The following is a 13,127-nucleotide window of genomic DNA, read 5'->3' on the forward strand; positions in this document are numbered from 1 at the left end:
GCTGTACCCGGCCATGAGGTTGGTCCCCTCGTTGGGATTGTGAATGGGGAGGACCTCCGGGCTTAGTGGAGATATCTGACGTCTTCACGAAGCACACGGAGGTCCCATGGCCCACGCTAACGCCCGTCTGACCGTTCATGGCAGGCGGTTGATCATTGAACGTGCCCGAGCCGGCTGGAAGCAGGCGCACATCGCCGCGGCGATGGGAGTCTCACGTCGTTGCGTGAAGCGCTGGATCGAGCGTTACCGCGCCGAGGGCGAGGCTGGGCTGGTCGACCGTTCCTCGCGTCCGTACACCAGCCCGACGCGTACGAGTCCCGGGCGCGAGGAGGCAGTGCTCGAGCTGCGCCAGAGGGAGCGCATCGGGCGTGAGGAGATCGCCGCGCGACTGGGCATGTCGGCTCGGACGGTCTCGCGCATCCTCGCCCGTCACGGCATCCCGCCGCTGCGGGCGCTGGATCCGATCACGGGGGAGGTGATCCGCGCGTCGAAGACCACCGCGGTCCGTTACGAGCGGGACCGGGCCGGCGAGCTGGTCCACATGGACGTGAAGAAGCTCGGCAAGATCCCCGACGGCGGCGGCTGGAAAGCACACGGCCGCGCCAGCGGATCCATCCTGCGAGACCGGAACACGAAGGTCGGGTACGACTATGTCCACTCACTCGTCGACGATCACTCCCGGCTCGCGTACTCGGAGGTCCTGCCCGACGAGAAGGGAGCCACCTGCGCGGCGTTCCTGGAACGCGCGATCGCCTACTTCGCCGCCCACGGCATCCCCCGCATCGAGCGGCTCATCACCGACAACGCCTGGGCCTACAGGTTCTCGCTGCGCGAGGTCTGCGCCGCGCACGGGATCCGGCAGAAGTTCATCAAGCCGCACTGCCCCTGGCAGAACGGCAAGGTCGAGCGCTTCAACCGCACCCTGCAGACCGAATGGGCCTACCGGCACGTCTTCCTCACCAACGCCGACCGGACAGCCGCGCTTGCCCCCTGGCTCGAGCACTACAACACTGGACGACGCCACTCAGCCCTCGGAGGCCACCCGCCGATCACCCGACTGGCACCAACGTGATGACCCGGTACAACTAGCGCGTTACGGTGGCCGCATGGAGCTGACGCACTTCAATGACCTGCCCGAGGCCGAAGCGATCGAGGTCGTCTCGGTGTGGGCTCGCGTCCCGGCCTGGGCCGAGGCCGTGGCCGGCACACGCCCGTTCGCCTCCGTCGACGAGCTCGAGGCCACCGCCGACCGCCTCGCGCGCTCATGGGGCCGGCCCGAGCTGGATGACGCACTCGCCCACCATCCCCGCATCGGCGAACGTCCGAGCGGCGAGGGCGCCGAGGCTAACGCGTCGCGGCACGAGCAGTCCGCGATGTCGGATGCCGCGGCATCCGTGGCCCAGCAGATCGCCACGGGCAACGCCGAGTACGAGGCCCGATTCGGGCGGGTCTTCCTCATCCGTGCCGCCGGACGCACGCCCGACGAGATCCTGGCCGAGCTGCAGCGGCGCCTGGAGAACACCGTTGACGCCGAGGTCGACGAGGCGCTCGACCAGCTGCGGCAGATCGCGATGCTGCGCCTGCACGCCGCCATCGATCCCGACCCCTCGACCGGAGAGTGAACCCGTGACAGCGCACCTGACCACCCATGTTCTCGACACGACCGGCGGAACGCCTGCCGCAGGCGTAGCGGTGACACTGCGCGACGCATCCGGTGGGACGATCGCCGAGGCTGTGACGGATGCCGACGGTCGCGCGGGGCTCGGGCCTGAGCTGCTGGCTCCGGGAACCTACGCGCTCACCTTCGACACCGGCGCGTACTTCGCAGCTCACGGCACCGACTGCTTCTATCCGAGCGTCACAGTGGACTTCACGATCACCGACGCCCGGCACTATCACGTGCCCCTGCTGCTCAGCCCGTTCTCGTACTCGACCTATCGGGGCAGCTGAGACCCGCGTAACGCGGTCGTGACACACGCTCCCTAATGTTCACCACATGAAGATCATCATCATCGGCGCAGGAATCGGCGGCGCCAGTGCCGGGATCGCGCTGGCGCGGCTCGGCCACGAGGTCGTCATCTACGACCGGATGCGCGAGAACAAGCCGGTCGGTGCGGCACTGTCGCTGTGGTCGAACGGGGTGAAGGTGCTCAACTGGCTGGGGCTTGCCGACGAGGTGGCTGCGCTCGGTGGCCGGATGGATGACATGGCCTACATCGACGGCCTCACCGGAGAGACGATGTGCCAGTTCTCGCTGGAGCCGGTCACAGCGCAGACCGGTCAGCGCCCGTACCCCGTGGCGCGGGCCGAGCTGCAGGCACTGCTCATGGAGACGGTCGGGATGGACCGCATCCATCTGGGGCGCAAGGCGGTGTCGGTTGCCGAGCACGGGCAGAGCGTGACGGTGACCTTCGACGATGGCTCCACCGACAGCGGTGATCTGCTGATCGGCGCCGACGGGGCGCGATCGATGGTGCGTGACTACGTGACCGGCGGCGGCATCGAACGCACCTACTCGGGGTACACGAACTTCAACGGCCTGGTGGCGCAGGATGCCGCGATCGGCCCCGCGAACCAATGGACGACCTACGTCGGCGACGGCAAGCGCTGCGCGGTCATGCCGGTCGCGGGCGACCGCTTCTACTTCTTCGTCGACATTCCCCAGCCGGCGGGGCACGCCGCCGAGGCCGGTGAGCCCCTCGCCGCGCTGCGTGAGGCGTTCGGCGACTGGGCGCCCGGGGTTCAGACCCTGCTGGAGGCGATCGACCCGGCATCCTCGCTCAACCGCGTCGAGATCTGGGATATCGACCCGTTCCACACGTGGGTGAAGGGACGAGTGGCGATCCTCGGGGATGCCGCCCACAACACCGCGCCCGACATCGGTCAGGGCGCGTGCTCGGCGCTCGAAGACACCTTCGCCCTCGCGATCTCGCTGGCAACGAACACGAACTCCGTCGAGGATGCGCTGCTGCGCTACGAGCGCTCGCGCACCGAGCGCGCGGGAGACCTCGTCAACCGGGCCCGCAAGCGAGCGGCCGAGACGCATGGGTTCGTGCCCGGTGCGACCGAGGCCTGGTACGAGAGCCTGCGCGGCACCGACGGAACCGACATCATCCGCGGCATCGTCGGCAACATCGAGGGCAGCCCGATCAACCTCGGCGTCGGATCCCTCTGACCCTGCCGGGGCCGCCCCGCGGCATCCGTTCAGTCGCGCCATGCTGCTGTCCGGCGCCGCACAGACCCGCAACACGGCGCGACCGAGAATCCAGACTCATCTTTCAGTCGCGCCATACTGCCGGCGGGCGCCGAACAGACCCGCAACACGGCGCGACCGAACGTGGGGGTCGTACAGCTAGACGACGAAGAGGGCGTGGACATCGCCCGCGACCGCACGGCCGTTCAATCCCTCGAGTTCCAGGAGCACCGTCGTGCCGATCACCTCGGTCCCGAGCGTCGTCATCAGTTCGCGCGCAGCGGCGATCGTGCCGCCGGTGGCCAGCACGTCGTCGACCAGCAGGATCCGAGTGCCCGGCGCGAGGTCGTCGTGAGCCTCGATGGCTGCTTCGCCGTACTCGAGGGCGTACGAGACGGATGCCGCGGGTCGGGGTAGCTTTCCGGCCTTCCGAATCGGCACGAGACCCACTCCCGCCTCGGCGGCGATGGCGCCCGCGAGCAGGAATCCACGGGCCTCGATCCCGCCGACGACATCGAACCCGTCAGCGAACGGCTCGATGAGCGCTCGGGTCACGGCGTGCAGGGCAGCCGCATCCGCCAGCAGCGGAGTGATGTCGCGAAACTGGATGCCGGGACTCGGGTAGTCGGGGATCGTCCGGATCAGGGACTCGGCGCGGTCAAGGGCGGCGGTGTCGGGCACGCGGCCAGACTACGGCGTGCGCGTGACGGCGGCATGTCGGACGAAGGCAGATCCCCCGGGCGGATTCGAGCGCACATCGTTATGCAAGCGCTTACATCGGTGCAGTATGGTGTGCTCTATGACTTCTGCAGAATCCGTCGCCACCCCCGCGCTCTCCCGCGAGGAAGCTCCCGGCGGCGAATGGTGGCGCACCGCCGTCATCTACCAGATCTACCCCCGCTCCTTCGCTGACCAGTCGGGCGATGGCATCGGCGACCTGCGCGGGGTGACGAGCCACCTCGGAGACCTCGCCGCCCTCGGCGTCGACGCCATCTGGCTGAGCCCCTTCCAGCGCTCGCCCCAGAAGGATGCTGGCTACGACGTCGCCGACTACTGCGACGTCGACCCGATCTTCGGCACCCTTGCCGACTTCGACGAGATGCTCGCGCAGGCGCACGCGCGCGGCATCAGGATCATCGTCGATCTCGTGCCCAACCACTCGTCCGACCAGCACGCGTGGTTCCAGGAGGCTGTCGCGTCTCCCGCCGGCAGCCCCGAGCGGGCGCGCTACATCTTCCGCGATGGCAAGGGCGAGAACGGCGAGCAGCCCCCGAACAACTGGGAGTCGGTGTTCGGTGGTGGCGCCTGGACGCGCCTGACCGAGCCCGACGGCACGCCCGGCCAGTGGTACCTGCACCTGTTCGACGCCTCGCAGCCGGACTTCGACTGGTCCAACCCCGAGGTGCGTGAGGAGTTCCGCCGCATCCTGCGCTTCTGGCTCGACCGCGGCGTCGACGGATTCCGCGTGGATGTCGCGCACGGGCTCGTGAAGAAGGAGGGTCTTCCCGACTACACCCCGCCGAAGGATGCCGGTTCGATGGGCGGCGGCGAGGCAGCAGTCCCCTACTGGGGTCAGGACGGAGTGCACGAGATCTATCGCGACTGGCACGCGCTGCTCGCCGAATACGACGGCGACCGGGCCCTGTGCGCCGAGGCTTGGCTTCCCTCGGTCGCGCAGACCGCGCTGTGGGTGCGTCCCGATGAGATGCATCAGGCATTCAACTTCGAATACCTCGAGACCCCGTGGAATGCCGAGAAGCTGCGCCTTGTGATCGCCGACTCGCTCGCGGGCTACGGCGCGGTCGGCGCCCCCAGCACCTGGGTGCTCTCGAATCACGACGTTGTGCGCCACGCGTCGCGTCTGGCCCTGACCGCCGAGAACCCGCAGGGCGCCGGCATCGGGCCGAAGTCACCGGGCAAGCCGATCCCCGAGGTCGGGCTGCGTCGCGCTCGCGCCGCCACCACGCTGATGCTCGCTCTTCCCGGATCGGCCTACCTCTACCAGGGCGAGGAACTGGGCCTGCCCGAAGTCATCAACCTGCCCGACGAGGCACGCCAGGACCCGACCTGGTTCCGCACGAACGGCCAGCGCTACGGGCGCGACGGATGCCGCGTCCCGCTCCCCTGGACCTCGGACGGGCCCGCCTTCGGCTTCAACGACACCGGAGAGTCCTGGCTGCCGCAGCCCGCCGAGTGGGCTGGCCTTGCCCGCGACGCTCAGCGCGACGACCCCGATTCGACGCTCACCCTTTACAAGAGCCTGCTCGCCGAGCGGCGGGCGCGGGGCCTCGGGGCGGGGACCCTCGAGTGGGTAGACGGTCTCGGCCCGGATGTCGTGGCCTTCCGCAACGGCTCGATCACCGTGGTGGCGAACCTGAGCGACAAGCCCATCGAGCTGCCCTCAGGCGTTGTCGTCGTCTCCAGTGGCCCGCTCGCCGGCAGGATGCTGCCGGTCGACCAGGCGGTGTGGCTGACCGGCGAGTAAGCCGCGAGGGTCGTCATGGTCGGAATCGATGAGGTAGCCCGAGCGGCCGGGGTGTCGACCGCGACCGTGTCGCGCGCGCTCAGCGGCAAGCACAACGTGTCGGACTCGACCCGCGAACGCGTGCAAGAGGCCGCGCAGCGCCTGGGCTACGTCGTGTCCTCGTCGGCGTCGAGCCTGGCATCCGGCCGCACCCGCAACATCGGCGTCGTGATCCCTCACCTCGACCGGTGGTTTTTCAGCACACTCCTCAGCGGCATCGCCGAAGAGGTGACGAGGGCGGGCTACGACATCACGCTGTACAACGTGACGCCCGACCGGGAGCACCGCCGCCAGGTGTTCGACACCTTCCTGCGCCGGCAGCGGGTGGACGGGGTGATCGCTGTTGCGCTGGAGCTCGGCGAGCACGAGTCGCGGGCGCTGCTCTCGCTCGGAATGCCGGTGATCGCGATCGGCGGGCCGAACGAACTGCTTCCCACGCTCTCCATCGACGATGTGGGCCTCGGGCGCCTGGCCACCGAGCACCTGCTTGCGATGGGACACCTCGACATCGGTCACATCGGAGCCGACCCCGAGTTCGACATCGACTTCCACATTCCGTCCAGCCGCAGGCACGGTTTCGAGTCGGCGCTGCGGGCAGCGGGCATCGATCCGCGACCGGAGCTGTTCGAGCCCGGCGACTTCACGATCGAGGGCGGCTTCCGCGCAGCGAAGCAGCTCCTGGGCAGGCCCGGAGCATCGCCGACCGCCATCTTCGCGGCATCCGATGAGATGGCTATCGGGGCGATGCTCGCCGCTCGCGACCTCGGATACCGCGTGCCCACAGACCTGTCCATCGCAGGGATCGACGGTCACGAACTCGGCCGATTCTTCGACCTGACGACCGTCGACCAGTTCCCCGCGAGGCAGGGCGCTCGTGCCGCTGCCACGATCCTCCACGAGCTCGAGCAACCGGCAGGCAGCGTCCCCGACCGCGAAGAGCTGCCCTACGAACTCGTCGTGCGGGGCAGCACCGCGCGTATCGGCACCTGACCGTGGGTCTTCTGCAGCTTGCGCGGGCGCCCGTGCAGGCGTAGTCTCGCCCGCCGTGACACTTGACGCGCCCGAATCGGGCGTACCCGAGACGCCCGTCGCTAAGCGCATCCTCCTGGGCCAGCCGCTGTCCTCCGATGCGATGGACGAGCACCTGCTCCCGAAGAAGATGGCACTGCCGATCTTCGCCTCGGACGCGCTGTCGTCAGTGGCCTACGCGCCGCAGGAACTGCTCATGATCCTGCTGACCGGTGGGCTCGCTTTTCTCGCCTTCTCGCCGTGGATCGCCGCCGCTGTCGTCGTGCTGCTGAGCGTCGTCGTGCTCAGCTACCGGCAGCTCATCAAGGCTTATCCCTCGGGCGGTGGGGACTATGAGGTGGCCCGCACCAATCTCGGCGAGGTACCCGGTGTCGTCGTGGCGGCCGCCCTGTTGGTCGACTACGTCCTCACCGTGGCGGTGTCGGTGGCCTCGGGGGTCGACAACATCATCTCGGCGCTGCCGGGGCTCGACCCGGCTCGGGTCGAACTTGCCATCGGCTTCGTCGTCGTCATCGTGCTCATCAACCTGCGAGGCGTGCGCGAGGCATCCCTCGTCTTCGCAATCCCCACCTATGTCTTCATCGGCTCGGTGGTGTTCATGATCGGCACCGGGCTCGTGCGCACCGCGCTCGGCGACCCGCCGGTCGCGTCATCCGCCGAATTCGCGGTGCAGGCCGAGAGCCTGTCACAGGCTGCCGTCATCCTGCTCGTGCTGCGGGCTTTCTCGAGCGGATGCTCGGCCCTGACAGGTGTCGAAGCGGTCTCCAACGGAGTCCCGGCGTTCCGCCGACCCAAGGTACGCAACGCCCAGACCACCCTCTCGATGATGGGCGGCGTCGCGATCCTGATGTTCGCGGGCCTCACGGCACTGGCCCTGATCTCGGGGGTCCACTACGCCGAAGACCCCTGCACGCTCGTCGGGTTCGACTGTGCGAGTCAACCGCAGCCGAGCCTCATGGCACAGGTCGCTGCCGCAACGTTCGGCATGGGGTCGATCCCCTTCTACCTGATCCAGGCTGCCACCGCGCTCGTGCTGCTGCTGGCGGCGAACACAGCGTTCAACGGCTTCCCGCTTCTCGGCGCCGTGCTCGCCCGCGACGGGTACGCACCGAAGGCGCTGAACACCCGCGGCGACCGACTCGTGTTCTCCAACGGGATGCTGGTGCTCGGTCTCATCGCCATCGCCGTGCTGGTCATCTACCAGGCCAACCTCACGACACTCATCCAGCTGTACATCATCGGGGTCTTCGTCTCGTTCTCGATAGGCCAGATCGGCATGGTGCGGCACTGGCGCCGCATTCTCCGGGCCACCACCCGCATCGAAGCGCGGCGAGATCCGGCATCCGGCCTCGAGCGCCGCGGCGCGATCACGGGCCTGATCATCAACACGACCGGGGCAACCTTCACCGCCGCGGTGCTGATCATCGTGACCGTGACGAAGTTCACGCACGGGGCCTGGCTCGTCTTCCTGGCGATCCCGATCCTTGCCACCCTGATGCTCGGCGTGAACCGGTACTACCGCGACGTCGAGCACGAGATCCGGATGGATGACGAGATCCACTTCGGCTCGGACGGCGATGTTGCACTCGTCATGGTCAGCCGGCTGCAGAAGCCGGTGGCGAAGGCGCTCGACTATGCGATGGCCGCGCGCCACGACAAGACCATTGCGCTCCACGTTGCGACCGATCACGAGGATGCCGACGACCTGCAGGAGGAGTGGAAGGCGCACGGAGTTCCCATCCCCCTCGTCATCATCGATTCGCCCTACCGCACCTACGCCGGCCCGATCGGCGAGTTCATCCGGCGCTACCGCGAGAAGAACGGGCCGGCCGTGATGACGGTGTACCTGCCGCAGTACATCGTCGGGCACTGGTGGGAGACGCTGCTGCACAACCGCCGCTCCCGGCGGCTCGCCCAGCAGCTCATGCTGATTCACGGCGTCACGATCACGCTCGTGCCGTGGTTGCTCGACTCCTCGGAGTTGATCTACGGTCGCCGGTCGCGTCCCCTGCCCGGCCAGGAGCGGGCGGGGCGCCCCTACGATCCGGTCGAGAACTTCGAGCACGCCGAGCACTCGAGCCTCGAGCGTCCCCAGGATTAGCGCGCGGCATCCGTCACCCCGGAACCGCCCACCCGATCCGCCGACACGTACGGCGCGTACGCTGGAGGGGTGACCGTTCCTGCCGTGACCCCGCTGGATCTCGCCGCCATCCGCGCCGACTTCCCCTTGCTCACGCAGGAGGTGAATGGCCACCCGCTCGCCTACCTGGACTCTGCCGCGACGAGCCAGAAGCCGCAGCAGGTGATCGATGCCGAGGTCGAGTTTCTGACCCACACGAACGCCGCGGTCCACCGCGGTGCTCACACGCTCGCAGCCGAGTCCACTGACGCGTTCGAGGATGCCCGTGAGGCGGTCGCCGCGTTCGTGGGCGCCGGCGAGGGGGAGCTCGTCTGGACTTCCGGTGCCACCGCCGGCATCAATCTCGTCGCATACGCGATCGGGAATGCGACCCTCGGGCGGGGCGGCGAGGCTGCGCGGCGCTTTGCCCTGCGCCCCGATGACGAGATCGTCGTCACGGAGTCCGAGCACCATGCGAACCTCATCCCGTGGCAGGAGCTCGCCGCCCGCACGGGTGCGCGGCTGCGCCACATCCCGGTGCTGGACGACGGACGCCTCGACATGGATGCCGCCGCCGAACTGATCGGCGACCGCACCCGGATCGTCGCGTTCCCGCACGTGTCGAACGTGCTGGGCATCATCAACCCCATCGACGACCTCATCGCTCTGGCTCGCAGCGCCGATGCGATCACGGTGATGGATGCCTGTCAGTCAGTGCCGCACCTCAGCATCGACCTCCCGGCGATCGGCGTGGACTTCGCCGTGTTCTCGGGCCACAAGATGCTCGGCCCGTACGGCATCGGCGGACTTTACGGCAAGCGGGAGCTGCTGAATGCACTGCCTCCGTTCCTCACCGGCGGGTCGATGATCACGACGGTCACCCTCGATGAGGCGCAGTACCTGCCCTCGCCGCAGCGCTTCGAGGCCGGGACGCAGCCGGTCTCGCAGGCCGTGGGCCTTGCCGCCGCCACCCGCTACCTGAAGCGGCTCGGGATGGACGCGGTCCACGCGCACGAGGTCGAGCTCGAGCAGCGCATGCGCGACGGGTTGCGCGAGATTCCCGGCATCCGTCTGCTCGGAGACACGGATGCCGCGCCGCGCGTCGGACTCGCCTCCTTCGCCGTCGACGGTGTCCACGCTCACGACGTGGGGCAGTTCCTCGACTCACGGGGTGTGGCAGTGCGCGTGGGTCACCACTGCGCGCAGCCCCTGCACCGCCGGTTCGGCCTCACGGCATCGGTCCGAGCCTCGGCATCCGTCTACACGACCCCCGATGAGGTCGACCGATTCCTGGACGCAACCCGTGGCGTCCGCGCATTCTTCGGAGCATCCTGATGAGTCTTGAATCCCTGTACCAGGAGCTGATCCTCGACCACTCCAAGCGTCCGCACGGCTTCGGTCTTGCCGAGGCCGATGACCACACCGGCACGAGCTATCAGCGCAACCCGATCTGTGGCGACGAAGTGACGCTGCGGGTGCGCGTCTCGGACGACGGTCAGACGATTCGCGATGTGACATGGGAAGGCCAGGGCTGCTCGATCTCGCAGGCGTCGGCATCCATGCTCGTCGACCTCATCGACGGCGTCCCGCGCGAGAAGGCAGCTGAACTGATCGACGGTTTCCGCGAGGCGCTGCGCTCGCGCGGCACGATCGAGCTCGACGAGGACGTGTACGAGGATGCCGCAGCCCTCTCGGGCGTCTCGAAGTTCAGCGCCCGCGTCAAGTGCGCGATGCTCGCCTGGGTCGCCCTCGAAGAGAGCCTCGCCCAGACATCCTGAGGATTTCGCATCCACCCTCAACGCCGAAGGGTCGCAACACGCCGTGCGCTGCACGGTGGCAGCGGCGCGTTGCGACCCCTCGCGTGAGACGGATGCCGCAAGCGGCGACTCAGGCCGGCAGGAGCTCCCGCTCCAGGCGGGCGTAGCTGGTCTCCATACCCTCGGTCATGCCCGTGGCCAGGACCATGTCGCGGGTGTCCTTGTCGGGGTACTCGATGAGGAGCGTGATGAGGGTCGCGCCATCCTCTTCGTAGAGGGACATGTCGTTGGTCGTCGACGGGAAGTCGGTGCCGGTCATGTGCTCCGTGGTTACCGCACGCCTCGGAGCCTCGCTCACGAGCGTCTCGCCATCGAAGCCGAAGGTCTCACCCTCGACGCCCTCTTCAGGCGTCCACTCGTAGCGGTAGCGCCCGCCGACCGTCGGATCGATCTCGCACACCGTCATCCGCCAGCCATCAGGGCCCAGCAACCACTTCTTCATAAGCTCGGGCTCGGTGTGGGCCCGCCACACGAGATCTCGGGGTCCGTCGATCAGCCGCGTGATCCGCACGTGCGTATCGCTGAGGATCTCGGTCTGCGTGCCCTTGCCCTGCGCGTACTCCCGCAGGTCCTGCAGCACCGCGTCGAGTTGGTTGATCGCGAGCGTCGACCCTTCGACGGCACCGAACTCGACGACCTGCTCCAGGGCGTCGAGCGAGTCGAAGTAGGTGATGTTGGTGAGTCGCGAGCCCTCGGGCGTCGCCTCGAAGAGGAACTCGACGCGCATCGTGGGCATGCCTTCGAGCACGTCGCCGTCACCGTTGAGGAACGAGTCGAGCACCTCGAATCGGTGTGGCGCATCGATCGCGGTGAACTCCCAGCCGCCGCGCGACACCTCGCCCTGCGGGCTGGTCATCTGGTACTGCGCGCGGCCCCCGGGGGTGAGGTCGAACGACGTGAAGGTCGCCGGCCACCCCGGAGGGCCCCAGAAGCGGTCGAGCTGGGCAGGCTCGGTGAACGCCTGCCAGAGGCGCTCGACGGGCGCGGCGAAGTCGCCGACGAGTGTCATCGTGAGTGCGTCGGGGTCGGTGGTGACAGTGGTGACGGGCATCGTCAGTTCCCTTTCGTGGTGATGGATGCCGATGGGTCGGATGGCTCGGCGAGCAGGTCGTCGAGTCGGTCGATGCGCGCACGCCACAGGTCCTCATAGCGGGCGAGGAGCGCTTTCGCTCTGGCGATCATGATCGGATCGGCGCGAACGAGGCGCTCGCGTCCCTCCGCTCGCTTGATGATGAGGCCGGCCTCTTCGAGGACGGCGACGTGCTTCTGGACCGCCGCGAAGGACATGTCGTAGTCCTGCGCGAGCGCCGAGACCGAGTGCTCGGACTCGATAGTCCGGCGCAGGATGTCGCGCCGCGTCGCCGCGGCGAGCGCGTGAAACACGCGATCGATCTCGTCATCCGTGAGGTCCTTTTGTACAACCATTTGGTTGTACGTTAGAGCGTGCGAACGCCGCCGTCAACCCCGGAGATGTCGGGAACGGGTTTGCGTGACACAACGGCTCTTTACCTGACATACGGCATGAGCTCGATGACACGGAATGTCACTTACTCCGCGAGTCGCGCGTGTCACCCGCCTCTCCGCATATAGACCGGTGCCAGGAGGTCCCGGTGCGTCCAGTCGAAACTGCGAAGCAGATCACGGTGCGGCGTCGCTCGCCGTACACGGAGGCCCACTGGCTGCCCCGCTCAATCGACGACACGGTCCGATCCCCCGTTCGCCAGGACTACGCGATCGTCACACGAGACGTTGGAGAGCGGGACTGGGCGTCGATAAATCCGAGGCGTGTTCGCACATCGAAGGGTGTCCGGCACCGCTTCACCAACTCGATGTACTTCTGGCAGCGGACGCGTAGCCATGTCTGGTGCGAGTCTCAGGAGGAGCGCTGGGAATTGCTATGGCTCGACTTCGGTGCACAGGTGGAGCGCCTTTGGGCGCAGCCGATGGCGATCGCCTTTGGGCACGGTTCGCGCCTAGCGGGATATTCGCACGTTCCCGACTTCCTGGCTCAGTTCACAGACGGTAGCTACGGGCTGTTCGATGTCCGCCCGGAGGAAAGCCTGAAGCACGCGACGCGTCTACAGTTCGACGAAACTGCTAAGACCTGCGAGACGCTCGGCTGGCACTACCGAGTTCTCACCGGTCACGACACGCTTGCGACGCGGAACCTCGACTGTTTGTCTGCATCGCGCCATGAGCGCTGCGCGCCGGTCCCTGAGATCGAAGCGCTGATCCTCGATGCCGCCCGGGGCGGGCGCACTCGACGCGAGTTGTGCGAGATCGCGTCTCCGGAATGCCCACCGCTGGCGGCAGCTTGGGTCGACAACCTCGCGTGGCGCCGTCTTCTCCACCTGGATCTAGGAGCTGTCTTCAACAGCGACACCGTGTTCACGTCGTCGGAGCGCGTTCTGGAAGGGGGGAGATCCAATGCCTGAAGAGCACAAG

The 13,127-nt window shown here is 67.7% G+C and carries 13 protein-coding genes; 10 read left to right on the top strand and 3 right to left on the bottom strand.

Annotated elements, in window-relative coordinates:
* Positions 1-106: 106 nt before the first annotated feature.
* From LL236_RS13145 to hpxO, 4 genes are read left to right on the top strand one after another with little or no spacing between them, the layout of a single operon-like run.
* Positions 107-1,072: an IS481 family transposase gene (locus LL236_RS13145; RefSeq protein ID WP_228179285.1), complete on the top strand. Its 966-nt coding sequence runs from the start codon at positions 107-109 to the stop codon at positions 1,070-1,072.
* 34 nt (positions 1,073-1,106) lie between these two features.
* Positions 1,107-1,622 carry a 2-oxo-4-hydroxy-4-carboxy-5-ureidoimidazoline decarboxylase gene (uraD, locus tag LL236_RS13150; RefSeq protein ID WP_228179286.1) on the top strand — a complete coding sequence of 172 codons (516 nt, stop codon included), beginning with the start codon at positions 1,107-1,109 and terminating at the stop codon, positions 1,620-1,622.
* Between the two features lie 4 nt (positions 1,623-1,626).
* The gene (uraH, locus tag LL236_RS13155; RefSeq protein WP_228179287.1) at positions 1,627-1,950 is read left to right on the top strand and encodes a hydroxyisourate hydrolase; all 324 of its coding nucleotides are present in this window, start codon (positions 1,627-1,629) and stop codon (positions 1,948-1,950) included.
* A 46-nt stretch (positions 1,951-1,996) separates the two neighbouring features.
* Positions 1,997-3,175, top strand: a complete 1,179-nt coding sequence (gene hpxO / locus LL236_RS13160; protein ID WP_228179288.1) for an FAD-dependent urate hydroxylase HpxO — start codon at positions 1,997-1,999, stop codon at positions 3,173-3,175.
* 177 nt (positions 3,176-3,352) lie between these two features.
* Here hpxO and LL236_RS13165 read toward each other — a convergent pair whose 3' ends face one another.
* On the bottom strand, positions 3,353-3,874 hold the full coding sequence (locus LL236_RS13165) for an adenine phosphoribosyltransferase (protein ID WP_228179289.1): 522 nt from the start codon (positions 3,872-3,874) through the stop codon (positions 3,353-3,355).
* Between the two features lie 118 nt (positions 3,875-3,992).
* On the opposite strand from LL236_RS13165, the gene LL236_RS13170 reads away from it, so the two are divergent.
* The 5 genes from LL236_RS13170 (at position 3,993) to sufU (ending at position 10,643) form a co-directional block, all read left to right on the top strand.
* Positions 3,993-5,678, top strand: coding sequence for a glycoside hydrolase family 13 protein (locus tag LL236_RS13170; protein ID WP_228179290.1), 1,686 nt, complete (start codon positions 3,993-3,995; stop codon positions 5,676-5,678).
* A 15-nt stretch (positions 5,679-5,693) separates the two neighbouring features.
* Positions 5,694-6,707, top strand: a complete 1,014-nt coding sequence (locus LL236_RS13175) for a LacI family DNA-binding transcriptional regulator (protein ID WP_228179291.1) — start codon at positions 5,694-5,696, stop codon at positions 6,705-6,707.
* A gap of 142 nt (positions 6,708-6,849) precedes the next feature.
* The gene (locus tag LL236_RS13180) at positions 6,850-8,847 is read left to right on the top strand and encodes an APC family permease (RefSeq protein ID WP_228179321.1); all 1,998 of its coding nucleotides are present in this window, start codon (positions 6,850-6,852) and stop codon (positions 8,845-8,847) included.
* Between the two features lie 69 nt (positions 8,848-8,916).
* Complete coding sequence (locus tag LL236_RS13185) at positions 8,917-10,200, top strand: cysteine desulfurase (RefSeq protein ID WP_228179292.1); 1,284 nt, start codon at positions 8,917-8,919, stop codon at positions 10,198-10,200.
* Positions 10,197-10,643 carry a Fe-S cluster assembly sulfur transfer protein SufU gene (gene sufU, locus LL236_RS13190; protein WP_228179322.1) on the top strand — a complete coding sequence of 149 codons (447 nt, stop codon included), beginning with the start codon at positions 10,197-10,199 and terminating at the stop codon, positions 10,641-10,643. Before LL236_RS13185 ends, sufU begins: the two co-directional genes overlap by 4 nt.
* A gap of 109 nt (positions 10,644-10,752) precedes the next feature.
* On the opposite strand, the gene LL236_RS13195 is transcribed toward sufU, so the two are convergent.
* Together LL236_RS13195 and LL236_RS13200 are read right to left on the bottom strand one after the other, a co-directional pair.
* Complete coding sequence (locus tag LL236_RS13195) at positions 10,753-11,733, bottom strand: SRPBCC family protein (protein ID WP_228179293.1); 981 nt, start codon at positions 11,731-11,733, stop codon at positions 10,753-10,755.
* A 2-nt stretch (positions 11,734-11,735) separates the two neighbouring features.
* Positions 11,736-12,107 carry an ArsR/SmtB family transcription factor gene (locus LL236_RS13200; RefSeq protein ID WP_228179294.1) on the bottom strand — a complete coding sequence of 124 codons (372 nt, stop codon included), beginning with the start codon at positions 12,105-12,107 and terminating at the stop codon, positions 11,736-11,738.
* Positions 12,108-12,292: 185 nt separating this feature from the next.
* On the opposite strand from LL236_RS13200, the gene LL236_RS13205 reads away from it, so the two are divergent.
* A complete protein-coding gene (locus LL236_RS13205; RefSeq protein ID WP_036294967.1) occupies positions 12,293-13,117 on the top strand; it encodes a TnsA-like heteromeric transposase endonuclease subunit in 825 nt (274 codons plus the stop codon).
* Positions 13,118-13,127 lie beyond the last annotated feature (10 nt).

Origin of the sequence: Microbacterium schleiferi (assembly GCF_020781975.1) — a bacterium.
GTDB lineage: Bacteria > Actinomycetota > Actinomycetes > Actinomycetales > Microbacteriaceae > Microbacterium.

Coding starts and splice junctions, on each gene's coding strand:
- LL236_RS13145 (WP_228179285.1), top strand. CDS start 107: ATGGCCCACGCTAACGCCCGTCTGACCGTTCATGGCAGGCGGTTGATC.
- uraD (WP_228179286.1), top strand. CDS start 1,107: ATGGAGCTGACGCACTTCAATGACCTGCCCGAGGCCGAAGCGATCGAG.
- hpxO (WP_228179288.1), top strand. CDS start 1,997: ATGAAGATCATCATCATCGGCGCAGGAATCGGCGGCGCCAGTGCCGGG.
- LL236_RS13170 (WP_228179290.1), top strand. CDS start 3,993: ATGACTTCTGCAGAATCCGTCGCCACCCCCGCGCTCTCCCGCGAGGAA.
- LL236_RS13175 (WP_228179291.1), top strand. CDS start 5,694: ATGGTCGGAATCGATGAGGTAGCCCGAGCGGCCGGGGTGTCGACCGCG.
- LL236_RS13180 (WP_228179321.1), top strand. CDS start 6,850: ATGGACGAGCACCTGCTCCCGAAGAAGATGGCACTGCCGATCTTCGCC.
- LL236_RS13195 (WP_228179293.1), bottom strand. CDS start 11,733: ATGCCCGTCACCACTGTCACCACCGACCCCGACGCACTCACGATGACA.
- LL236_RS13200 (WP_228179294.1), bottom strand. CDS start 12,107: ATGGTTGTACAAAAGGACCTCACGGATGACGAGATCGATCGCGTGTTT.